We start from the raw sequence: 22764 nt of genomic DNA, 5'->3' as shown, positions 1-22764 counted from the left end.
CGCGAAGTGATCTGGCGTTTATGAAGTTTTGAAGACCTGCCCGATGCTCAGTCTTCGATGCGTCTGGCTTCCGACATCAGCATAATGGGAACACCATCGCGGATGGGATAGGCGAGTTTGGCGCTCTCGGAAATCAGCTCGTTGGCGTCGCGATTGTACGACAGGCGGCCCTTGGTCAGCGGGCAGACGAGAAGCTCCAGAAGTCTCGGATCGACATTGCTCAGTTTCTCGTCCATTCGCCCGGCCCTTTACTGCAATGTCGTGCCGCTGGGGGTATCACCCTGGGCCAGCAAGATTTCGGTGATCGCGATCAGCGTATCAGCCCGCGATTTGAGATCCGGTGCTTCGAGCAGCGCCTGTTTTTCAGCGGCACCGAAGGGCGACATCATCGAGAGCGAGTTGACCAGAACGCGATTTCCGGCGCGCTCCACGCTTTCCCAGTCGGCTTCGAGCTGGTTGGCATCCAGAAATGCTCGGAACACCCGCAGGAGGTTTTCGCGATCGACGGCCTCTTCATCGCTTTCGCCCGAGAGATCGGCGATGAACGGGGCATGTCTGAAGCTGCGGTAGGGCTTGCCAGCCGTCGCCTCTTCCAGCAAGCGGAAACGGCAAATGCCGCTCAATGAAATCATGTAGCGACCATCGCCCGTTTCCGAAAACGAGGTGATGCGGCCAAGGCAGCCAATCTGGCTCAGCTGACCTGCATCGGCACCGCCATCCAGCGAGGTGAGCGACGGTTGGACCATGCCGATCAGCCGATGTCCGGCAAGCGCGGCATCGATCATCGCCAGATAGCGCGGCTCGAAAATATTGAGGGGAAGCTGCCCTTCCGGCAGGAGAAGCGCGCCAGGAAGCGGAAACACGGGTACCACATCCGGTAGATCGGTGGTCTTCAAATATCTCGCATTACCGACTTGCATGGAAATGTCCTCAATTTCGAGACGTCTGGCAGGCCCGGCTCTATTCTGCCGTCGGGACTGCCAGACTTCGCAGATACCCTCTATAGATGTGTGCCGCGTGCCTGCACCGCAAGGCGAGCCGTCAGGAAAACAGGATCGAGGACAGTTTTCGACGGCCTGTTACCGAGGCCGGGTCCTTGAAGCCCCAGCTTTCGAAAAACTCGACCAGTTGCTTGCGGGCGCCATCGTCTTCGAAGGTGCGATCCTTGCGCATGACGGTCAGCAGCTGTTCAGCCGCTTCGTCGCGTCTGCCTTGCGCATTGAGGATTTTGGCCAGCTTCATGCGTGCCTCGTGATTGTCGGGATTGGCCGCCAGCTCACGCTCCAGCGCTGTGGGATCGCCCAGCGCTTTCGCCTCTTCATATTGGGCAAGCTTCTTCAAGGCGGCCTGAACGGCGGCATCGGCACGCAGCTCATCGGACAATGCGCCCAGCAGATCGCTGGCGCGCGGATAATCGCCAACGGCAATCATGCATTCGGCGATACCGGCAACGGCCTGCGGATTTTCCGGGTCCACCTGCATGACGAAGCCGAAGAGCTGCGCGGCACCCTGATGATCACCATCGGCGAAAAGCTGTTTGGCCTCGGCCAGAGCGGCATCGATCTCGGCCTGCGGATCATTGCCAGCAGGGCCAGCGATCTTGTCGATGAATTCCTTGATCTGGCTTTCTGGCACCGCGCCCATGAAACCGTCCACGGGACGGCCATCCTGAAACGCGACAATGGCCGGAATGGACTGGATGCCGAGCTGGCCGGGAATGGAGGGATGATCATCGATGTTGAGCTTGACGAGTTTGACGCGTCCGCCTGCCTCGTTGACGACCTTTTCCAGCACCGGCGTCAGCTGTTTGCACGGGCCGCACCATGGCGCCCAGAAATCGACCAGAACCGGCTGGCGGCGCGATTCCTCCATCACATCCTTGGAGAAGGCGGCGGTGGTCGTATCCTTGATGTAGCCACCGGCTGGGGCTTCCGCAGTCGTCGGCGCATTTGCATATTGCACGGAGCCGGTCATCTGTCCGCCCATGGACGTTCCGTAGGGGTTGTTCGTACCGCTCATGTCTGGTCTCCGTTCATTTTGCATGTGTCGCTGGTCTGGCGCAAAGATCGTACTTTATTCCGTCACTTTCAAGATGAGCGGCGTGTGACCCGTCGCCTCCAGAAAGCGAACAAGGTCATCGCGACCGATCGTCGTCGTCGCATCGTTGGACAGCGGGTGGCCGTTGATGAGATCATGTTTCATCAGCTCGCTGTCGAGAACGAAGGTGACGTTGTGATCCGTATCGTTGATGGCACCGAAGACGGTGACGGAACCCGGGACGACGCCGAGATATTCCAACATCTTTTCCGGCTTGCCAAACGACACCCGGCTGGAAGCATCAATGGTCTTATGAACCGTCTTCAAATCCACGACGGCGTTTTCTTCGACTGTCAGGACGAAATACTGATCCTTCTTGTCCTTCACGAAAAGGTTCTTGGTATGGCCGCCAGGAATGCGGTCGCGCAGCGATTCCGACTCGGCAACCGTAAAGACGGGCTCATGCTCCATCGTTTTGTGTTCGATGCCGAGACTGTCCAGCAAGGCAAAAAGGTCCTGCGCCGTTTTCGGGGATTGCTCCGTCATGTCTGCCCTTTCGCGTCATCGTTCCCAGTGTTCGATGATATCGTCATTAGGCGCTCAAGATGGGTTTTGCAATCACCTTTGGAATTTAATCATCAAAAATACTCAATGTTTTCCGTAACTTGTATGCTTTTTGGAATTTTTCTGAGTGTTTTTGTCATTTCCCTGTTGCATTTAAAAAGCGGTTGAGCGATATAGCCCTCGTCGCCGCAACGCAGCGACCCGCGGTTCAGCGATCTACCCCGAACCAGCGGATTTGAGCGGGTGTAGCTCAGGGGTAGAGCACAACCTTGCCAAGGTTGGGGTCGAGGGTTCAAATCCCTTCGCCCGCTCCAATTTTCCCTTACCATGAAAATTGACCACAGGTTCTGACATGAGAACCTTACTTTTGCCTATGGTTGTCGTCGTCGTAACGACAGTGCGCACCGCGTCTAACTTTCTAAAAAATCGAATCTCTTGCGACTGCATCTGGTGATTCCAGCGCAGTTTTTTCGATCACTCATCGAGAATCATTCAGGTGGGCATGGAGAACGTGAAACGCGTCTCATCAGCGTCGGAGTGGACATCGATCTTGCCATTGTGCGCTTTGGCAATCTCCGAGGCAATGTAAAGGCCAAGGCCGAGACCCTTCATGCCTGGACGCATATCGCCGCGTCTGAAGGGTTGAAACAGCCTTTCCAGCATATCCGGTGCGATTGGCTTGCCCTGGTTGCTGACGCTGATGGTGAGGTGCCCCTGCGCGATGGCGCCATCGATCCTGACGGCACCGACATCGGTGCCATGGGTGAGCGCGTTCGACACCAGGTTGGACAGCATTTGCGCCATGCGGAAACGATCGACCAGCACGGGGACGGGAATATCAAGATTGACGTCGATGCTGCGGGCGGGATGAGCGACTCGCAATTCATCCACGACATGGAACAGCGTCGTGCTCAGATCGTCCTCGAACAGTTCCAGCGAGATGCCACCGCCAAGCCGTGCGCGGGCAAGGTCCATGACATTGTCCACCAGACCGCCCATGCGGGCAATGCTGGCTTTCATGAGGTTGAGAACCAGAGGGCTGCGTTCGGTCCAGCCTTCCTTCAACAGGCGAGACGTTCCCGCATCGACCGCTGCAATGGGATTGCGCAGATCGTGGCCCAGCACGGCGATGAACTGCTCGCGCAGTTCGGCAACCGTGCGCTCACGCTCCAGCATGTCCTGCGCGACTTTCAGACGCTCGCCGGAATCCAGATGCTGGCCGATGAGTTCTGCAAAAAGCTTGAAGGTGCCGAGAACCTGCGGGTTCTTGATCTTTGCCGGGTTGGGATCGATGGCGCAGAGCGTTCCGAAGAACTGGCCGTTCGACAGGATGATCGGCTCGGAAATATAACTGCGCAATCCGTAGACACGTGGCGTGTGGTGGTCGCGGTAGACAGGATCTTCTGCCGCATCGTCGAAGACGATCGTTTCGCGATGGTCACGGATTTCGTTGCAGAGCGTGCTTTCGACCGGCAGTTCGTCGCCCGGTTTCAGGCCAAAGCCGACATGATCCAGTGCATGGCAGGTGATCCATCTGTCTTCGGTGACCCTTGCCACGGCGGCAAAGCCCATGCCCGTCATGCGCAGCACCACGTCCAGAATGGTGGGAACCGCAGCGATGGCGGCGACGCGGGCGATATCAGCGGAAAAATCGCCCTGCCCTTCGCTGGCCTGTGATGAGAAGCGGCGCGACTGCGCAAGGTCGCTCGACAAGGAGCCGATCAGTTCGATGGTTTCGAACGCGGAGGCTGCTGCACTGGCCAAAGCTTCCAGCGTCTCGATTTCCCACTGGCTCGGCTCATAGGTCTGCGCCCAGTAGGCGGCGATCACGCCAACGGGGTTTTCGGCGCCCACCGGCGCCATGGCCAAGGCCTTGACGAAGGTGCCCTCGTAAAGCTCATAGGGAACGCGGTCGTCTTTGGAAATATCGCAAATGACCGTGGTCTGCCGGTTGAGCATGGCCCAACCGCTGACGCAGGCCATCATCGGGAAGCTCTTGCCCTTCCACAGCGGGCCAATGGCGTCTTCTTCCACATAGTGGCAGAGATCACCATCGCGGCGAATGATGGCAATGCCCTCGCAGCCTATTAGAAAGCGCGCGGAGGTACGGATCGTTTCCGTCACGTCGTCCCAGCTTCTGGCACGAACGATGCGCGCCATGGCATCGGTCAGCTTAGATAGGGACGTCAATGGAACAGGCGAGAAATCATGCAATGCCATGTCGTTCTTCTTTCCCGGAACTATGGCCGTGTTGCATCGAAGACCCACTCTCGCACAAATTAGCATGTTGCGCAAATTTATCATGCAAAGGGACTTTGGCCGGTTACGGCTGCGATGGATGCGCAACCGGCTCGTGGTGGCCTTTCTTCCAGAACGACTTGATGAAATCCGAGAGCCGCTCGATTTCCACGAAAATCACCGGCGTCATGAACAGCGTCAGGATCTGGCTGACGATGAGGCCGCCCACCACGGCGATGCCGAGCGGTTGGCGCAATTCCGAGCTCGCACCGGTGCCGACCGCGATGGGCAGCGCGCCGAACAATGCGCAAAAGGTCGTCATCATGATGGGTCGCAGGCGGCGCACGGCAGCCTCGTGAATGGCCTCCAGCGTCGGCATATGCTCCTCGCGCTGCAAGGTCAGTGCAACATCGATCATCATGATGGCGTTCTTCTTGACGATACCGATCAGCATCAAAAGCCCGATCAAGGCGATGATCGACAGGTCGAAGCCGAAGAGCTTCAACGTCAGCAACGCGCCGAAGGCAGCAGACGGTAGGCCGGACAAGATGGTGAGCGGGTGCAGGAAGCTTTCATAGAACACGCCGAGCACGATGTAGATCGTCAGGATCGCAGCGCCGATCAGCAGGCCGGTGCTATCGCTGGTCTGCTTGAAGATTTGCGCGGCACCGGCAAGATTGGTGGTGACAGTCGATGGTACCTGTATCTGCTGTTTCAGCTCATCAATACGCGCGGTGGCCGAGCCGAGGGACACGCCTGCTGGCAGGTTGAAGGATAGCGTCACGGAGGTTAGCTGTCCCGTCTGGTTGACCGTGACAGGTCCGGCCGCACGGGTGATCGTCGCGAAACTGGCAAGCGGAACGAGCGCGCCGGAACTGGAACCGACCCGCAGCGCGCCGAGCGTCTGCTCGTTCCATTGCATCGACTGGTCGTATTCCAGAATGACATCGTAGCTGTTGCCGGTGGCCTGGATTTGCGCGGCCTGATAGCTGCCGAACGCCGCCTCCAGCGTCTGGCGCAGCGACTGTGAGGTAACGCCGAGCGTATTGGCCCGGTCATTGTCGATGGTGAGATGCGCCTGAAGCGCGTTGTCCTGCAAGTCGGATGCGACATCGACGAAATAGCTGCCATCGGCACGCATGGCATCGCCCAGGGTTTTCGACCATTGGCGGGCGAGCTTGGCATCGATCGACTGCAAGACGACCTGATACATGCTCTGCGAGTTGCGACCACCAAAACGCAGGCTCTGCTGCGGCGTGATGAACGTCTTGAGACCCGCAATGCCCGACAGCGAATGTCTGAGCGAGTTGAGCGTCACATCCAGCACCGGCCGCTGTTCGAAGGGCTTGAGCTGAACGAGGAGAGAGCCTGCGTTCAATGCCGAGCCGCCTGGGCCGGCACCAAGCGTGGAGGTGACATGGGCAACGGCCGGATCGGCCGACACGATGGCGGCGGCCTGGGCCTGAAGCGCGCTCATGGCTTGGTAGGAAATATCCTGCCGTGCCTGCGTGGAGACGGTCAGCAAGCCAATATCTTCGGTGGGGAAGAAGCTGCGCGCGAGGCTGGTAAACATCCAGCCAGAGCCGACGAGCGTCAGCACGAACATCACCATGATGATAAAGCGATGTTTCAAGCACCAGCCGACGGACCTGCCATAGGCGGCGGTTGCCCGGTCGAACAGTGTCGGTTTTCTGTCCTTCTCCTCTGGCTTGTGCGGCAGGCGGGCGGCAAGCATAGGGGTGACGGTGAGCGAGACGACAGCCGACGACAGAATGGCGAGTGTGACGACCACGCCGAATTCATTGAGCACGCGCCCGACGATGCCACCCATCAATAGGATGGGCAGGAAGACAGCGACGAGTGAAATCGACATGGAGATGATGGTGCCTGTGACTTCGCTGGCGCCTTCGATAGCCGCCTGGAAAGGCGGCATGCCCTCTTCCACCTTGCGCACGATATTTTCGAGCATGACGATGGCATCATCCACCACCAGACCGACTGAAAGCGTCAATCCGAGAAGAGAAATGTTGTCGATGGAAAAGCCGAGCGCATACATGGCGCCCAGTGTGGCGACCAATGACAGAGGCACGGCAAGGCCGGGAATGAAGGTGGCCCAGACCTGGCGCAGAAAGAGGTAGATGACGAGAATGACGAGGCCGAGCGTGATCATCAGCGTCACCTCGACATCGTCCACCGCCGCGCGGATGGACACCGAGGCATCGTTGACGACGTTGATGTGCATGTTGGCAGGCAGGCTTTTCTGCAACTCCGGCAATTTGGCCTTGATCGAATCGACCACGGCCACCGTATTGGCGCCTGGCTGGCGTTGAACGGCCAGCACGATTGCCGGCGTGCCATCCAGCCAACTGCCCTGATTGACCACCTCGACGCTATCCTTGACGGTTGCCACATCTTCCAGCCGCACGATGCGACCGTTGGGTCTGGCAATGATCAACGTGCGAAAGGAGGCCGCATCGGTGCGCTGGGTGGTGGCATCAATGGTCAGCGCCTGCGAGCTGTTCTGCAACGTTCCGACCGGCGACTGGTCGTTGGATGCAGCAAGCGTGTTGGAGACATCGTTGAGCGACAAGCCACGGTTCGCCAGTTTGGTCGGATCGACCTCGACACGCACGGCATAGGTTTTCGCGCCGTAGACCTGCGCCTGTGCCACACCAGAAATGGTCGAAAGCGCGGGAGAAATGATGTTCTCCGCGATATCATCCATCTTCGTCAGATCAGCCGCGTCGCTTGTCAGCGCCAGAATGATGACGGCGGCATCTGCGGGGTTGGACTTGCGATAACTGGGGGGCGAGGTCATGTTATCGGGCAATTGCCGCTGCGTACGGGCGATGGCCGCCTGAACGTCAGCCGCCGCCGCATCGATGTTACGCGACAGGTTAAACTGGATGGTGATCTGGGTGTTGCCGAGCGACGAGCTTGCGGTGATCGTATCGATACCGGCGATGGTTTCGAACTGCTTGATGAGCGGCGTGGCCACCGAGCTCGCCATCGTGTCGGGTGCGGCACCGGCCAGCTGTGCCGAAACGTTGATGGTCGGGAAATCCGCTTGTGGGAGTGCCGCGACGGGCAGGTTTTTATAGGCTGCGACACCGCCAATCAGAACTCCCATGATGAGCAGGATCGTGGCGACCGGACGACGAATGAAGATTTCAGAGATATTCATGTCGCGTCACCCGTCACGGGTGCCGTGGCTGGTTTCGTGTCGGCTTTGTCCTTGGGCTGGTTGACGATGACATGGCTGCCATTGATGAGGGATGCCTGCCCTTCCGTCACGACTGTTTCGCCGTCCGCCAGACCCTTCGAGATGCCTGCGACATCGCCATTGGTCAGCGCCAGCGTGACTTGCCGCTGCTCGACCGTTTTGTCGTCGCGCACGACGTAACAGACGAAGCCGCCGCCTTGCGGTTGGAGGGCCACGAGCGGAACGGTCACCAGATTGTCCATCTGACCTGCTTTGACGGTGACCTTCAGGGATTGTCCTGGCCAGAAGGTTTCGGGGTCGTTGTCGAGGCGCATGCGAAGCTTGAAGGTGCCGGATGCCTGATCGACGGTGTTGTCGATGAAGATGATATCGCCTGAGCCTGTTGCCTGACCATCCTTCTGCTGCGCCTGGGTGGAAAAGACATCGGCGGTCAGAATCTTCTTGGTCATGGCGGCCCGCACGAGGTCCAGATCGGGCTCCGGCAAGGCGAACTCCGCCAGCACCGGCTTCATCTGCGTGAGCATGACCACCTCGCCACCCGGCGCGACATAGGCACCCGGTGACAGGAGCACGGCGCCCAACTTGCCATCGAAGGTCGCGCGTATCTGCGTTTGCGACAGCGTGACATTGTCGGCTGCGATGTTCGACCTGTCGACGGACAGCGTGGCGTTTGCCTGTTTGACCGTCGCATTCGCATCGCTGAACTGTTGCTGCGTATCGACACCCTGCTTGCTCAGCGATTCGACGCGGGCAAGCGTTGCCTGGGCCGCTTCCAGGATGGCCTGATCCCGCAAAAGAACGGCTTCGTCGCGTTCTATGTTCGCCTTGATCGTGCGGTCGTCGAGCTGCACCAGAAGGTCGCCAGCCTTCACCTCCGCACCGTCATTGACCAGAATGTTGGCAACGATGCCTGAGATCGGGCTCGTCAATGCCGTAGATGCTACGGGGACGATAGCGCCGATCGTCTGGCGTGTGACCGGCAGAGACCCTGCTTTTGCCGTCGCAACCGTCACCGCCGATGGCCGCCCGCCTGCCTGCCCCCCGCCGCCGCCGCCGTGTTTCCCACCACTTCTGGCTTGGCCTTCACCGGCAGCCTGCGTCTGGGTGGTTGCCGAGGTTGGCTTGGCCCAGGACGGCAAATAGGCTTCCACGGCATCGCGGTTGACGAAAAGCAATGTGGAAATGGCAATGATGACTGCGACTGGTATGATATACCGCATGCGGAAGTCCTTTGAAGGCATTCGAGCCGATGGACAGAAGACGTTCTTTCTAACGCGCACAGCAAACGGGATTGGAAACTCCGCTGGCTAAACGTGTAGACTTTCAAATTGCATGTATAGTTTTAGTAATAGTCCTGCCGGGAGCGCTCCAGCGGCGTCATCATACTTAGCCCGCACTTCCTAAATAAACGTTATTCAGGAAAGGTCGACCGATGACGCAGCAGCCATCATTCCCTTTCCAACACTTAACGCGTCAATGTACGAAAACGGAAGACGATGTAATATTAAATTACTGTAATATTTAAGCTATTTCAAAAGTATCGATGAAAATGCGTTTGGAGATCACGGCTTTACAGGACCGAAACCGTCAATCCAGCAGCTTGAATTCCAGCATCACATTTCGTTGCAGAAACGAGTGATTGTCGTCGGACACCAGAATGAGATGCAGCGCGCCATCCGCTGCCTTGATGATATCCATGCCTTCCATATTGTCGATATCGTTGGACATTCCCGCCTCGATCAGGATTTCCCCATCCACGACCGCACCCGGTTTGATGGCATCTGCCTTGATGCGGCGAATGCGCATGCCGATGCCGACGGACAGTTCGAAGCGCCGCTCCAGCAACAGCAGGTCGCCATTGGGCAGAAATGCGCCATCGGTCACGGAAAAGGAATGGTCGTGGGTAACCGCGAAGAGGCCTTTTCGCGGGCCTTCCAAAATGGCGGCAAACAGGTTTCCATTGTTGTCGAGGCTTGCTTCCGCAACCACGACCATCGAACCGCGCAACGGGCCATCGGCGGGAGACAAGGCAAGTGTTTCCATTCCAGCGTTGCGGCGAAACTCGTTGTCGGGGATCAGGTGCGGCAACTGCCCGATCGGCTTTGCCGTTTCCAGAGTGTCGGTGGAATAGATCATGATGCGGGGCCGCTGCTCATAGCTGACGAAGGCGCGATTGCCCCGCAGCGCCAGCCCTTCCGAATCCATATCGCGCTTTCGCTTCGCCTCATGACCGGTCTCGTCCAGCATGGGATCGATCCGCACGTTCGACAGGCCTGATAAAAGGCCAGCGGAATTGCGCTCGATGGCACCCGCCATAAAGTGGCCGGTATCCAGAACCGCGAGAAAATTGCGGCCATTAGGCAGGAAGCGGATGCTTGAGATGGCACCGAACAGCGGTTCGGGAGACCGCATCACCAGACCACCGACGAATTCCAGATTGCCGAACTGCTTCTGGGGAGAGCCGACTTTGAACTCGGAAATCAGCCGCGCACTGACCGGCACATCTATGGTACCGGCGGCAATGCCGGACGGGATGAGGGTTGCAGCCAACAGCGCAACGCAGGCGGCAAAACCGACGATGCTTCGTTTGGCTGCTGCCACGACGCTGCGTCTGCCGCGCAGCTTACCCTGCACGGCGCATCCTGCCGGACCGGCGCGGTGCGGTGCTGGTGTCTTCAAACAGGGCGGCGAGCTGTTCTGTCATCGCGCCCGCCAATTCGTCCGCATCCACGATGGTGACGGCACGGCGGTAGTATCGGGTGACATCATGGCCGATACCGATGGCCAGCAGTTCCACGGATGAGCGCGTCTCGATCTGCTCGATGACGGCGCGCAGGTGGCGCTCGAGATAGTTGCCCGGATTGACCGACAAGGTGGAATCATCCACCGGCGCGCCGTCAGAGATCATCATCATGATCTTGCGCTGTTCGGGGCGATTGATGAGGCGATTATGCGCCCACATCAGAGCTTCGCCATCGATGTTTTCCTTCAGCAGGCCTTCACGCATCATCAGGCCGAGATTGCGACGTGCACGACGCCATGGCGCATCTGCGGATTTGTAGACGATGTGGCGGAGATCATTGAGGCGACCGGGAGATGGCGGCTTGCCACCGGCCAGCCACTGCTCACGCGATTGTCCGCCCTTCCAGGCCTTGGTGGTGAAGCCGAGAATTTCGACCTTGACGCCCGAACGCTCCAGCGTCCGTGCGAGAATATCGGCGCAGGTAGCGGCAACGGTGATCGGGCGGCCACGCATGGAGCCGGAATTGTCGATGACCAGCGACACGACCGTATCGCGGAACTTGGTATCGCGTTCCTTCTTGAAGGACAGCGGCTGCATCGGGTCGATCACCAGACGGACAAGACGTGCCGGATCGAGGTAGCCCTCTTCCAGATCGAAATCCCAGGAACGGTTCTGCTGCGCCATGAGGCGGCGTTGCAGGCGGTTGGCCAAGCGACCGACCGCACCCTGCAAATGCGCAAGCTGCTTGTCGAGGAAGGCGCGAAGGCGATCCAGCTCGGCCTCATCGCAGAGTTCTTCTGCGGAAATTTCCTCGTCGAATTCCTCCGTGAAGATGCGGTAATCGACCTTCTCGTTGAAATCGTCGAAGGGGCTGTTGGGGCGGCGGGTTTCGCCGGGTGTCTCGGAATCCTCATCGAGATCGTCGGACATTTCGTCCTCCGACATCTCAGCGCCATCCATTTCGCCGTCTTCCATCTGCTCCTGAGAGGCTTCGCTCTCTTCGGCGGGGGCGGCATCGGAACCGGCTTCTTCTTCGACCTGCTCGTCCTGCGTTTCATTGCTAGCGGGCTGGTCTTCCTCGGATTCCGTTTCCTGGCTTTCGGGCTGATCTTCTTCGTCGCCGAAATCTTCCGCCATCTGCATGGAGGTCAGCATTTTGCGGATGAGTTTCGAAAACGCCTTCTGGTCTTCAACGACCTTCGACAAATCCTGAAGGTCGGCGGAGGCCTTGTCTTCGATGAAGGAGCGCCACAGATCCAGCACCTTGCCGGCGCTTTCCGGCGGCTTTTCCCCGGTCAGCCGCTCGCGCACCATCATGGCGATGGCTTCGGCCAGCGGCGCGTCTTCCTGGGTGTTGATATTGACGAAATTGGCCTTGGCGTATTTCTCTGTGTTCATGGCGCGCATATTCGCGGCCATGCCGGGCATGCGCCGCGCGCCGATGGATTCGACACGTGCCTGTTCCACCGCATCGAAGATCAGCCGCGCATCTGGCCCCTGCGGGGCCATGGTGGCGTGAACGTCGCTATCGTGGCAGGCAATGCGCAACGCCATGGAGTCACCGAGACCACGGGTAATCGCGATTTCCTGGGCAGTCGGCTTCTTGGAGATTTCCGGCAGGCGCATGCGCTCACCGGCAAGACCCGGTCGCTCATTGGCGAAGGTGACTTCGACTTCCGCATCGCCCGCAATCGAGCGCACGCATCCCGTAATGGCCTGACGCAGCGGTTCTGCATCGATCATCATTCCGGATTTGGGTCTCACATTGTCGCCACGGCCTGCCATTGTCTTTCCTGTCGATTCCAGGACGTCACCCCTCCAACGAAATGGCAGGGTGACGTCTTCAACTCATGGGTGATATCATCCGGAAAAGCCGGGGAATATCATGCGCTGAGAACGATGTTCGCAGCGCTTTCCTTCAACTCGACGCCGAATGCGCGCTGATAATGCTCGGCCACCAGCGTCCGCTCCAGCTCATCGCACTTGTTGAGGAAGGTGACGCGGAAGGCAAAGGCGACATCGCCGAAGATATCGGCGTTTTCAGCCCAGGTGATGACGGTACGCGGGCTCATGACCGTGGACAGATCGCCATTGACGAAGGCGGCGCGGGTGAGGTCGGCAACGCGCACCATCTTGGACGCGGTTTCGCGACCCTTGGCGTTGTCGAGACTTTTGACCTTGGCAACGACGATGGCCACTTCCTGCTCGTGCGGCAGATAGTTCAGCGTCGTCACAACCGACCACCGGTCCATCTGTGCCTGGTTGATCTGCTGCGTGCCGTGGTAAAGACCGGTCGTATCACCGAGACCCACCGTGTTGGCGGTCGCGAAAATGCGGAATGCAGGGTGCGGGCGGATAACCCGGCTCTGGTCGAGCAGTGTCAGGCGACCAGACGATTCCAGCACACGCTGAATGACGAACATCACATCCGGGCGACCTGCATCGTATTCGTCGAACACCAGCGCGACATTGTGCTGGTAGGCCCAGGGCAGAATGCCGTCCTTGAATTCGGTGACCTGCTTGCCGTCTTTCAGAACGATGGCGTCCTTGCCGACGAGGTCGATACGGCTGACATGGCTATCGAGATTGACGCGAACGCACGGCCAGTTGAGGCGGGCAGCGACCTGCTCGATATGGGTGGATTTACCGGTGCCGTGGAAACCGGAGACCATGACGCGGCGATTGTGCGCGAAGCCCGCGAGAATGGCGAGCGTCGTATCGCGGTCAAAAAGGTAATCCGGGTCTAGGTCCGGCACATATGCGTCGCCCTTCGAATAGGCGGGCACGCGCAAATCCGTGTCGATACCGAAAACATCACGCACGGAAACGGTGGTATCCGGCAGGTTGGTAATATCCAGGTCAATTTTGCTCATAACGTCTCCAAGGCGGGTAGCAGCCACCCGGCCACATATCTATCAGGCGGTCACAGGAAAGGGCTTAGCAGAAACCGGATTGCTTTAACAATTGGTAGGCTTGAATAACAGCCCGAAAACGCTCTTCCGATCCGCGATCACCACCATTAGCATCAGGATGATGCTTTTTGACAAGGTCCTTATAGCTGCGTTTGATCTGTTCTTGCGTTGCGTTGACGGTCAATCCCAGCGTATCGAAGGCCTTCTGCTCCAGTGTCTTGAGCTTGCGGGCCTGCTGATAACGCGGGCCGCCCGAGCGCCCCTGCCCGGCAAAGCCGAAAGGATCGCGAATGCGCGCATTCGCCGCGCCCGAGCGAAGCGTCGAATGCAAAGGGCTGTCGCTGGCTGTCTTGTTGACGCCGACGGTCCAGGTGGGGCGGTGGCCGGTTATGGCCTCTTTCTGGTAGCGGGCAATCTCGTTGTCGGAGAGCCCGGAAAAGTAGTTGTAGCCCTTGTTGTAGTCCTTCACATGCTCGAAACAGAACATGAAGAATTGCCCCTCGGCATTGCGGCCGACGGGAGCGCGGTGAACGCCCGGCTTGGCACACCCATCCCACTGACAGGTCGGCGCCTTGATTTCAGGCTCCGGATCCCGTCTGCGGCGTGTGCGAATGCGGTCGAAGTATTTCGAATCCAGTTTCATGGTATCCTAATTATGGGGCGCGAAAGCGCGCCAAACAAGAATTGACAAAGTGGAATGTTGCAGGCTTCTAGAGAGCCCCTTCGACACGCAATACTGATTTGGAGACCGAACAGATGGCCCTGCGAGAGCGCATAGAAAACAAGCTCAACGAGACGTTTTCGCCAGTCCGGCTGAATGTGATCGATGAAAGTCACCTGCATGCGGGTCACCAGCCGGATATGACCGGCACCGGCGAAACGCATATGCGGGTTCAGATCGTGTCCGACAGCTTCTCCGGCAAGTCACGGGTGGACCGCCACCGCGCCATCAACGCACTGTTGAAGCCGGAACTCGACGCGGGCCTGCATGCGCTGGCGATAGACGTGGCAGCGCCGGGCGAAACGACCCGGTTCTAAAACTGCTCAGCCGGGGTGCTTTTCGCTCAGGAAGGACTGCACTTCGGACGCCGCGACATCGTCGGCCACAAAGGATTGGCCGATGCCATGGGTAAGGATGAAGGTGAGCTTGCCGCCCTTGACCTTCTTGTCCTGCGCAATGGCCGCCATCAGCGTTTCCACCGGCGGCAGTTCTCCGGGAATATCCTTCATCGTCGTCGGCAGACCAACGGCCTTCAAATGCGCTTCGACGCGGGCCGCATCGTCAGGGCTTGCCAGGTTGAGACGAGCCGAAAACTGATGCGCCAGCACCATGCCGATGGCGACGCCCTCGCCGTGGACGAGGCGTTTGCTGTCATAGTCTGTCGCAGCTTCCAACGCGTGGCCGAAGGTGTGGCCGAGATTGAGAAGGGCGCGGACGCCGTTTTCCTTCTCGTCGGCCACGACCACATCGGCCTTGGCCTGGCAGCTCGTCGCAATCGCCTGAATGCGCGCGGGGCCGCCCTTCAGGACATCTTCCCAGCTTTTTTCCAGCCAGGCAAAAAACTCCGGCTTGTCGATGAGGCCATATTTGACGACTTCGGCATAACCGGCACGAAATTCGCGTGGGCTCAGCGTGTCGAGGACCGCCGTATCGGCCAGCACCAGATCGGGCTGGTGAAAGACACCGACGAGGTTTTTGCCGTGGCGTGTGTTGATGCCCGTCTTGCCGCCGACGGACGAATCCACTTGCGCCAGAAGTGACGTGGGGATTTGCACGAAGCGCACGCCGCGACGAACGATGCCGGCAGCAAAGCCCGCGAGATCGCCGATGACGCCGCCGCCGAGTGCGATCACGGCATCGTTACGTTCGATGCGCGCCGACAGCACCGTGTCGCAGACCGTCATCAGATGGTCGAAACTCTTGGTCTTTTCCCCAGCGGGCAGCGTCAGCGACACCGCCTCGATGCCATCGGTCTGCAACCCATCCACCAGCGCTTCGAGATAGAGCGGGGCGACATGCTCATCGGTGATGATGGCGGCGCGCTTGCCCTTGAGGCGGGATGAAATCTCGCCACCAGCACGCGCCACCAGACCCGGTCCGATCAGAATATCGTAGGCACGTTCGCCCAGCGGCACGTGAACGAGGCGTTCGTCGGTGGACATGTCGGGAGATGTCATGGGGATCAGGCCTTATTGTTCCGTACTGGCGATGGCTTCCAGCACTTCTTTCACGATGATTTCCTTGCGGACATCCCGCGATTCGATGGTTATGTCGGCTTCCTGGTAGATCGGATAGCGTCGTTCCATGAGTGCCAGTAAAGTGGCTTTTGGGTTTTCGGTCTTCAAAAGCGGGCGGTGCTCGCGTTTGCTGACCCGCTCCCACAGAACCTCCAGATCGGCCTTGAGCCACATGGAAATGCCGCCGCGCTTGATGTGCCTGCGGGTGTTATCATTGACGAAAGCGCCGCCGCCTGTCGAGACGACCTTCGGCCCGCCACGCAGCAACCGCTTGATGACCCGCATTTCCAGTGCGCGGAATTCGTCTTCGCCATAGGATGCGAACAGTTCGGAAATGGTCATGCGCGACACGCGTTCGATTTCGGCGTCGGTATCGACAAAGGGAATTCTTAGCTGTTGCGCGACAAGCCTGCCGATTGCGGATTTGCCAGCGCCCATCAGGCCGACGAAAATCACGTTGCGTCTTCCAAGCTTCGCCCGGGCTCTTTCACCGATAGTTTTTTCACCCAAACCAGAGTGAGTCGTTGTGCTGGTTTCGCTCATGAATGATGGCCCGTTTGGCATCGGTATCTGCAAATGTTTACCAAGCGTCAAGCCTAATTGCGCCTTATAGAAAGAGAATCGCTTTGGAGACGCATTTCACGATCAAGACACTGGCCTTGTCGTTGATCGAGCCGCCTCTCATATAGTGTACGAGACCTGCCCGGAGTATCCATGCCAACCCTTTTACGTTTCATCTTCGTCCTGGCTGCCATCGCGGGCATCATCTATGGCAGCATGATTTCGCTGGTGATGCTGGTGCAGCCAAGGGAGCGCGAGGTGACGGTGCGCATACCCTCCGAAAAGCTGAACCCGCCCACGCCATGACCGAAAGAAAGCGCGCCTGAATGGCTGGACAGGATACGGCACGGCTGGAGAGTTTTCTGGAGATGATGAGCGCCGAACGTGGCGCGGCACTCAACACGCTGACGTCCTATGACCGCGATCTCAACGATCTCAGGGAATTTCTAAGGGCCAGAAACACGCCTGTCGCGGACGCGACGACATCGGATATCTCCGCCTATCTCGGCCATCTCTCAGCGCAGGGCTTTGCCGCCTCGTCGCAGGCGCGGCGTTTGTCCTGTCTGCGGCAATTCTACAAGTTTCTGTATTCGGAAGCGCTGCGGGGAGACGACCCGACGAGCATTCTGGACTCGCCCAAGAAGGGTCTTTCGCTTCCCAAGATCATGAGCGTTGCCGATGTCTCGGCCCTTCTTGCGCAGGCGCAAAAGGAAGCGCAGACGGAAGGCGCCGGGCAGCTGTCACGCATCCGCATGCATCTTTTGCTGGAGCTTCTCTATGCCACGGGCATGCGCGTGAGCGAACTCGTTTCGCTGCCCGCGGCCGTGCTGCGCCATGAGGGACGGTTTCTGATGATCCGTGGCAAGGGCAACAAGGACCGGATGGTTCTGCTGTCACGCACGGCGATGGAAGCGATGGACAGCTATGACCGCGCCCGCAAGCTGCTGGCACCCAAAGTGGAGGGAAAGCCGGAAAGCCCGTGGCTGTTTCCATCGAACGGCAAGCAAGGCCATCTGCCGCGGCAGGTGTTTGCGCGTGATCTGAAGGACATCGCCATCCGGGCCGGGTTGTCGCCCTCTGCCATCTCGCCGCACGTCATGCGGCACGCCTTTGCCAGTCACCTGCTGCAGAACGGCGCAGACCTTCGCGCCGTGCAGGAATTGCTGGGCCATTCGGACATTTCCACGACACAAATCTATACGCATGTGCTGGAAGAAAGGCTGCAAGAGCTGGTACAAACGCACCACCCTCTTGCCAAACAGGCCAAAAACCTTGAATAGAGCGACCGGAACCGCCGGGACCACCCGGTCAAACCTTGCGCAAAACGATCGGAAACGGATCTCATGCACAGCTACCTCGACTTCGAAAAACCTATCTCGGACCTTGAAGGCAAAATTCTGGAGTTGAAGAAACTCGCAGCCGAAGACGAGAGCATAGATACGTCGGAGGAGATTTCGCGCCTGGAATCGCGCGTCCGGGACGCGATGCTGGACATCTACTCCAAGCTGAACGCCTGGCAGAAAACGCAGGTCGCACGCCATCCGCAGCGCCCGCATTTCGTCGATTATGCCAAGGCACTGTTCACCGACTTCACGCCGCTGGCCGGTGACCGCAAATTTGCCGAGGATGCAGCAATCCAGGCAGGCCTTGGCCGTTTCAATGGCCGGCCGGTTGCGATCATCGGACAGGAAAAGGGGAACGACACCAAATCGCGCCTGAAGCACAATTTCGGTAGCCCACGCCCCGAAGGATACCGCAAGGCGATCCGCGTGCTGGAACTGGCTGACCGTTTCTCGCTGCCGGTGATCACCCTGATCGATACCGCAGGCGCCTATCCCGGCGTTGGTGCGGAAGAGCGCGGCCAGGCGGAAGCCATCGCCCGCTCGACCGAAATGTGTCTGAATGCAAAAGTTCCGATCGTCTCGGTGGTGATCGGCGAAGGCGGTTCGGGTGGGGCAATCGCCATTGCCACCGGCAACCGCGTTCATATGCTCGAGCACGCCATTTATTCGGTCATCTCGCCGGAAGGTGCGGCTTCCATTTTGTGGCGTGATTCGACGCGTGCCAAGGAAGCGGCCACCAATATGAAAATCACATCAGAAGATCTGAAGTCGCTTGGCGTGATCGATTCCATCATTCCCGAGCCGCTGGGAGGCGCCCATCGTGACCCCGCAACGGTGATCGAAGCGACCGGCAAGACGATCGAGGCGGCGCTGGCGGACCTGACACCTCTCTCCGGCAGCCAGCTTCGCGCCGAGCGTCGCCAGAAATTCCTCGATATCGGCCGCAACCTCTAAACAGGACCTGCGCCTGACGAAAAAAGCCCACCAGCGATAACCGCGGTGGGCTTTTTTGTGTATCCGTTCAGCCTCGCACCAGCGCGTTGTTCGATAAAAGTGAACAACTTAACCATTAATGCGGCAACGCCTTGCATATGGCATATCCGCTGGATTACTTACGAACCAACTTAAAAGCTACGGGGTTTGGGGTGGCAAAACTATCTGCGTTCGTTCAGCGAACAATGATCATGTTCGGGTTGGGGATCGCACTGCTTCTCGGCATGGTCGGGACGTCGCTGTGGCTTGTGCAGGCGAACAACAAATACTCGCAGGAAACCGCCGATCTGCGCCGGGTGCGTGCTGCTATTCTAGACGTGCTGACCACGATACAGGACGCCGAAACGGGCCAGCGTGGCTACCTGCTGACGGGTGACGAGCGCTACCTTGCTCCCTATCAGGACGCGTTGAAAACCCTGGACGAAAAACGCCAGCGGCTGGTTGAGCGTATCGGCGACAGGCGCGAATATCTTAACGACCTCCCCGCGCTTCAATCCAACCTCGACGCCAAGATGGCCGAAATCGGACGCGCCGTTCAGCTGATGAACGAAAACAAGACGTCTGAGGCCATCGACTTGGTGCGCAGCGACACCGGTCTTGCCTATATGCGCGATATCAGGGCCACGCTTGGGCGCTTCCAGGAAACAGCCGACAATCGGCTGCGCATCATCGTTGCCGATCAACTGGCCGCTGCGGAAAATCTGCGCTGGGTGACCATCGTCGGTGCTGTCGCCATCCTGGCCGTGCTGGGTGGAGCGCTTGCTCTCATCTCCAAATATATCCGTGAACTCATGCGGTCGCGCGAAGAGGTAGACGAGCTGAACAGAGGTCTGGAAGAACGCGTCGACGAGCGCACCAGAGACCTTGTGCGTGCCAACCAGGAAATCCAGAAATTCGCCTATATCGTGACCCACGATCTGCGCGCACCTCTGGTCAACATCATGGGCTTCCTGTCGGAATTCGATACGTCTTTGAAGCCCGTCCAGGCCTTCGTTCTGGCAGACGGCAAGCCCCTGTCCGAAAACGACGTGCGCGATGCAAGGCTGGCCGTGGAAGAGGATTTGCCGGAAGCCATGCGCTTCATCCGCTCCTCCACCCGCAAGATGGACCAGCTGATCAACGCCATTTTGAAGATTTCGCGCGATGGCCGCCGGAAGCTGCAGGCTGAAAAAGTGGATTTGAAGGACCTGCTGCTCACGGCGGGCGCCAGTGTGCAGCATCAGGTCAGCGCCGTCGGTGGCAAGATCGATGTCGACGTACAGAGCTTTACCGTCGTCACCGACAGGATTTCGATCGACCAAATCCTCGGTAATCTCTTCGATAATGCCGTCAAGTACCAGATGCCCGGACGCCCCCTGGAATTGACCGCCCGTATTCTGCCGCAAGGGCGCGGTACCGTACGCATCGATGTGAGCGACAATGGTCGCGGCATTGCCGAAGACGATCTGGAACGCGTTTTCGAACTCTTCCGCCGTGCGGGCATACAGGACCAGCAGGGTGAAGGCATCGGACTTGCCCATGTGCGCTCGCTGATCAGAAATTTGGGTGGAGACATCACGGTCGCGTCCGAGCTCGGCAAGGGAAGCACGTTTCACCTGACATTGCCGACCGATCTTAGAAAAATAACGCGAGGGAACGACATATGAAAGCAACCGGACAGGAAGTCACGATCGTGATGATCGAGGACGATGAGGGCCATGCGCGCCTTATCGAAAAGAATGTGCGCCGTGCCGGCGTCAACAACGAGATCGTGCCCTTTACCCTTGGTCACAAGGCACTGGATTTCATCCTCGGCCCGGAACGAGACGGTCTCGTCAGCAAGGACCGCTATCTGCTCATTCTCCTCGACCTGAACTTGCCCGACACATCGGGAATCAAGATTCTCGAACAGATCAAGAGCAACGAATACACCAAACGCCTTCCGGTTGTGGTATTGACGACGACGGATGACGAAACCGAGATTCAGAAGTGCTATGATCTCGGCGCGAATGTCTATATCACCAAGCCGGTGGACTATGAGGGGTTTGCAACCGCCATCAGAAATCTCGGTCTGTTCTTTTCCGTAATTCAGGTCCCGTGAACGCTTAATGACTTTAAGAATACTCTATGTCGATGACGACCCTACCCTTGCAAAGCTCGCACAACGCGTGCTGGGTCGGCATGACATAAACGTTATTCATGCATCCTCCGTTGCTGCCGGACTTGAAGAGTTCCGTGCAGGCAGCTTCGATGCCGTGGTTCTGGACCATTATTTCCAGAATGGTACTGGCCTTCAGTTTCTGGCGGCGATTGGCGAGGCATGCCGGGATATCCCGGTTCTCTACGTCACCGGTGCCAGCGAAGCCCAGATTGCCATCGATGCCCTGAAAGCGGGTGCCGCCGACTACGTCATCAAGAATGTTGCCGACGATTTCTTTCCGCTTCTGCTGAATTCCATTCACCACGCGCTGGACAACTTCCAGCTTCGTCGGGAAAAGGAAGAGGCGGAACGGCAATTGGTTCAGGCTAAAGAGCGCGCCGAGCTTATTTCCAAGGAAATGAACCACCGGATCGCCAACAGTCTGTCGCTGGTGTCGGCCATGATCCGGATGCAGTTGAACGCCGTGACGACGGCTGAGGCCCGTACTGCACTTCTGGAAACGCAGAGCCGCATTTCCGCCATCGCCGGTGTGCATCGCAGTCTCTACACGGCCTACAATGTCGGCGAGGTCGAGCTCGACTCGTATCTGTCATCGATTATCCAAGATCTTGCCAAATCGGCCCGCGACAGCGAAAAAATCCAGATCGCAACACATATGGACCCGGTCAAGGCGTCGCCCGATCAGGCCGTGGCGCTGGGTGTTATCGTGACCGAATTGACCACGAATGCTTTGAAATATGCCTATCCCGATGGCGTCGGCGAAATCCGTATTCTGCTGAAAACGGACGGAAGCCTCGTGCGCCTTGTGGTCGAAGACGACGGCATCGGCATGGACAGCGCCAACCCGCCTAAGGGCACCGGCCTTGGTACCCGGCTGATCACAGCCATGGCGCAGAGCCTCAAGGCAAAGCTCACCCAGTTTCCGACCGAATCATCCCAGGGCGCATCCGTTTGCGTCGAATGGGAAGGAAACATTCCCTCCCATTAGAGCGTTTGCGCTCAATAATACGGGTCCGGGTAGGGCTGGTCCCCCATGGGTGCCAGACCTGGTGCAACGGCCACAGATTGCGATGCGCCTGCACCCGACATCACGACAATCGGCGTGCCATCTGGGACGCGATTGTAGAGATCGACGATGTCCTGGTTCATCAGGCGCACGCAACCCGACGACACCGACTTGCCGATGCTCCACCACTCCGGCGAGCCGTGCAGACGATAGATCGTGTCCTGGCCATCCTTGAAGATATAAAGCGCACGCGCACCGAGCGGGTTCTTGAGACCGGGCTCCATGCCGCCATTGGCGGAACTGTAGGGCGCTAGCTCCGGCTGGCGTGCAACCATCTCGTCCGGCGGGGTCCAGCGCGGCCATTGGCGCTTGTACTGGATGACGCCCCTGCCCGCCCATTCGAAACCGGCGCGGCCCAGGCCAACGCCGTAACGCATGGCCTGATTGCCTTCATAGGTGAGATAAAGGAAATGGTTGGCGGTATCGACCACGATCGTGCCGGGGCGTTCGCCCGTTGGGTTGTCCACCATCTGGCGATAAAAGCGCGGGTCGATTTTCTCGTAGGGTATGGCGGGAAGCGGGAACTGCTCATCCGGCTTTGGACCATAGATTTCCGCGTAGAAAGGATCGGCGACGGGACGAACATTGCGCTGTGTCACCTCGCGCGGCGTGGTGTTACACCCGGCAAGCGCCGTCATGGCCAAACCTCCGGTACCCAAGAGGAAAGACCTGCGCGTCGTAGAGTCCATTTTCAATCGGTATCCTT

General features: G+C 58.6%; 21 protein-coding genes and 1 tRNA gene. 8 read left to right on the top strand and 14 right to left on the bottom strand.

Annotated features, from left to right (window positions below):
• Positions 1-47: 47 nt before the first annotated feature.
• From RRU01S_RS07135 to RRU01S_RS07120, 4 genes are all read right to left on the bottom strand, one after another.
• Positions 48-236, bottom strand: a complete 189-nt coding sequence (locus RRU01S_RS07135; protein ID WP_045229508.1) for a Trm112 family protein — start codon at positions 234-236, stop codon at positions 48-50.
• A gap of 12 nt (positions 237-248) precedes the next feature.
• Positions 249-920, bottom strand: coding sequence for an LON peptidase substrate-binding domain-containing protein (locus RRU01S_RS07130; RefSeq protein ID WP_045229507.1), 672 nt, complete (start codon positions 918-920; stop codon positions 249-251).
• Positions 921-1041: 121 nt separating this feature from the next.
• Positions 1042-2019, bottom strand: a complete 978-nt coding sequence (gene trxA / locus RRU01S_RS07125) for a thioredoxin (RefSeq protein WP_045229506.1) — start codon at positions 2017-2019, stop codon at positions 1042-1044.
• Positions 2020-2073: 54 nt separating this feature from the next.
• Positions 2074-2583 carry a prolyl-tRNA synthetase associated domain-containing protein gene (locus RRU01S_RS07120; protein ID WP_045229505.1) on the bottom strand — a complete coding sequence of 170 codons (510 nt, stop codon included), beginning with the start codon at positions 2581-2583 and terminating at the stop codon, positions 2074-2076.
• 257 nt (positions 2584-2840) lie between these two features.
• On the opposite strand from RRU01S_RS07120, the gene RRU01S_RS07115 reads away from it, so the two are divergent.
• A tRNA-Gly gene (locus tag RRU01S_RS07115) sits at positions 2841-2915 on the top strand.
• Between the two features lie 178 nt (positions 2916-3093).
• Here the strand turns inward: RRU01S_RS07115 and RRU01S_RS26730 are convergent.
• The 7 genes from RRU01S_RS26730 to RRU01S_RS07080 all read right to left on the bottom strand — a co-directional run bounded on the left by RRU01S_RS26730 (position 3094) and on the right by RRU01S_RS07080 (position 14360).
• The gene (locus RRU01S_RS26730) at positions 3094-4821 is read right to left on the bottom strand and encodes a sensor histidine kinase (RefSeq protein WP_045229504.1); all 1728 of its coding nucleotides are present in this window, start codon (positions 4819-4821) and stop codon (positions 3094-3096) included.
• Between the two features lie 103 nt (positions 4822-4924).
• Positions 4925-8023, bottom strand: a complete 3099-nt coding sequence (locus RRU01S_RS07105; protein WP_045229503.1) for an efflux RND transporter permease subunit — start codon at positions 8021-8023, stop codon at positions 4925-4927.
• On the bottom strand, positions 8020-9282 hold the full coding sequence (locus RRU01S_RS07100; RefSeq protein ID WP_081880023.1) for an efflux RND transporter periplasmic adaptor subunit: 1263 nt from the start codon (positions 9280-9282) through the stop codon (positions 8020-8022). The genes RRU01S_RS07105 and RRU01S_RS07100 overlap by 4 nt, the downstream gene beginning before the upstream one ends.
• Before the next feature lie 367 nt (positions 9283-9649).
• Entirely contained in the window at positions 9650-10663 is a 1014-nt protein-coding gene (locus tag RRU01S_RS07095; RefSeq protein WP_327787046.1) for an esterase-like activity of phytase family protein, read from the bottom strand.
• 22 nt (positions 10664-10685) lie between these two features.
• Positions 10686-12590: a cobaltochelatase subunit CobT gene (cobT, locus tag RRU01S_RS07090; protein ID WP_045229502.1), complete on the bottom strand. Its 1905-nt coding sequence runs from the start codon at positions 12588-12590 to the stop codon at positions 10686-10688.
• Positions 12591-12688: 98 nt separating this feature from the next.
• The gene (gene cobS / locus RRU01S_RS07085) at positions 12689-13678 is read right to left on the bottom strand and encodes a cobaltochelatase subunit CobS (RefSeq protein ID WP_045229501.1); all 990 of its coding nucleotides are present in this window, start codon (positions 13676-13678) and stop codon (positions 12689-12691) included.
• A 64-nt stretch (positions 13679-13742) separates the two neighbouring features.
• Positions 13743-14360 (bottom strand): J domain-containing protein, encoded by a 618-nt coding sequence (locus RRU01S_RS07080; protein WP_045229500.1) that lies wholly within the window; start codon positions 14358-14360, stop codon positions 13743-13745.
• A gap of 113 nt (positions 14361-14473) precedes the next feature.
• Here RRU01S_RS07080 and RRU01S_RS07075 point away from each other — a divergent pair, with 113 nt between their 5' ends.
• Positions 14474-14755: a BolA family protein gene (locus RRU01S_RS07075; protein ID WP_045229499.1), complete on the top strand. Its 282-nt coding sequence runs from the start codon at positions 14474-14476 to the stop codon at positions 14753-14755.
• 6 nt (positions 14756-14761) lie between these two features.
• Here RRU01S_RS07075 and aroB read toward each other — a convergent pair whose 3' ends face one another.
• Positions 14762-15895 carry a 3-dehydroquinate synthase gene (gene aroB, locus RRU01S_RS07070; RefSeq protein WP_045229498.1) on the bottom strand — a complete coding sequence of 378 codons (1134 nt, stop codon included), beginning with the start codon at positions 15893-15895 and terminating at the stop codon, positions 14762-14764.
• Positions 15896-15907: 12 nt separating this feature from the next.
• Positions 15908-16498, bottom strand: coding sequence for a shikimate kinase (locus tag RRU01S_RS07065; protein ID WP_045229497.1), 591 nt, complete (start codon positions 16496-16498; stop codon positions 15908-15910).
• Positions 16499-16669: 171 nt separating this feature from the next.
• Between RRU01S_RS07065 and RRU01S_RS25780 the strand changes: the two genes are divergently transcribed.
• The 6 genes from RRU01S_RS25780 to RRU01S_RS07035 all read left to right on the top strand — a co-directional run bounded on the left by RRU01S_RS25780 (position 16670) and on the right by RRU01S_RS07035 (position 21980).
• The gene (locus tag RRU01S_RS25780) at positions 16670-16822 is read left to right on the top strand and encodes a hypothetical protein (protein WP_045229496.1); all 153 of its coding nucleotides are present in this window, start codon (positions 16670-16672) and stop codon (positions 16820-16822) included.
• A 20-nt stretch (positions 16823-16842) separates the two neighbouring features.
• Entirely contained in the window at positions 16843-17796 is a 954-nt protein-coding gene (locus tag RRU01S_RS07055) for a site-specific tyrosine recombinase XerD (RefSeq protein ID WP_045229495.1), read from the top strand.
• A 63-nt stretch (positions 17797-17859) separates the two neighbouring features.
• On the top strand, positions 17860-18813 hold the full coding sequence (locus RRU01S_RS07050) for an acetyl-CoA carboxylase carboxyltransferase subunit alpha (protein ID WP_045229494.1): 954 nt from the start codon (positions 17860-17862) through the stop codon (positions 18811-18813).
• A 230-nt stretch (positions 18814-19043) separates the two neighbouring features.
• Positions 19044-20498 (top strand): sensor histidine kinase, encoded by a 1455-nt coding sequence (locus tag RRU01S_RS07045; protein WP_045229671.1) that lies wholly within the window; start codon positions 19044-19046, stop codon positions 20496-20498.
• Positions 20495-20932 (top strand): response regulator, encoded by a 438-nt coding sequence (locus RRU01S_RS07040; protein ID WP_045229493.1) that lies wholly within the window; start codon positions 20495-20497, stop codon positions 20930-20932. Before RRU01S_RS07045 ends, RRU01S_RS07040 begins: the two co-directional genes overlap by 4 nt.
• 7 nt (positions 20933-20939) lie before the next feature.
• On the top strand, positions 20940-21980 hold the full coding sequence (locus RRU01S_RS07035; RefSeq protein ID WP_045229492.1) for a sensor histidine kinase: 1041 nt from the start codon (positions 20940-20942) through the stop codon (positions 21978-21980).
• Positions 21981-21991: 11 nt separating this feature from the next.
• On the opposite strand, the gene RRU01S_RS07030 is transcribed toward RRU01S_RS07035, so the two are convergent.
• Positions 21992-22747, bottom strand: coding sequence for a L,D-transpeptidase (locus tag RRU01S_RS07030; RefSeq protein ID WP_045229491.1), 756 nt, complete (start codon positions 22745-22747; stop codon positions 21992-21994).
• Positions 22748-22764 lie beyond the last annotated feature (17 nt).

It is taken from the genome of Agrobacterium rubi TR3 = NBRC 13261 (assembly GCF_000739935.1).
GTDB classification, from domain to species: domain Bacteria; phylum Pseudomonadota; class Alphaproteobacteria; order Rhizobiales; family Rhizobiaceae; genus Agrobacterium; species Agrobacterium rubi.
This window is presented reverse-complemented; position numbering and strand designations above follow the sequence as displayed.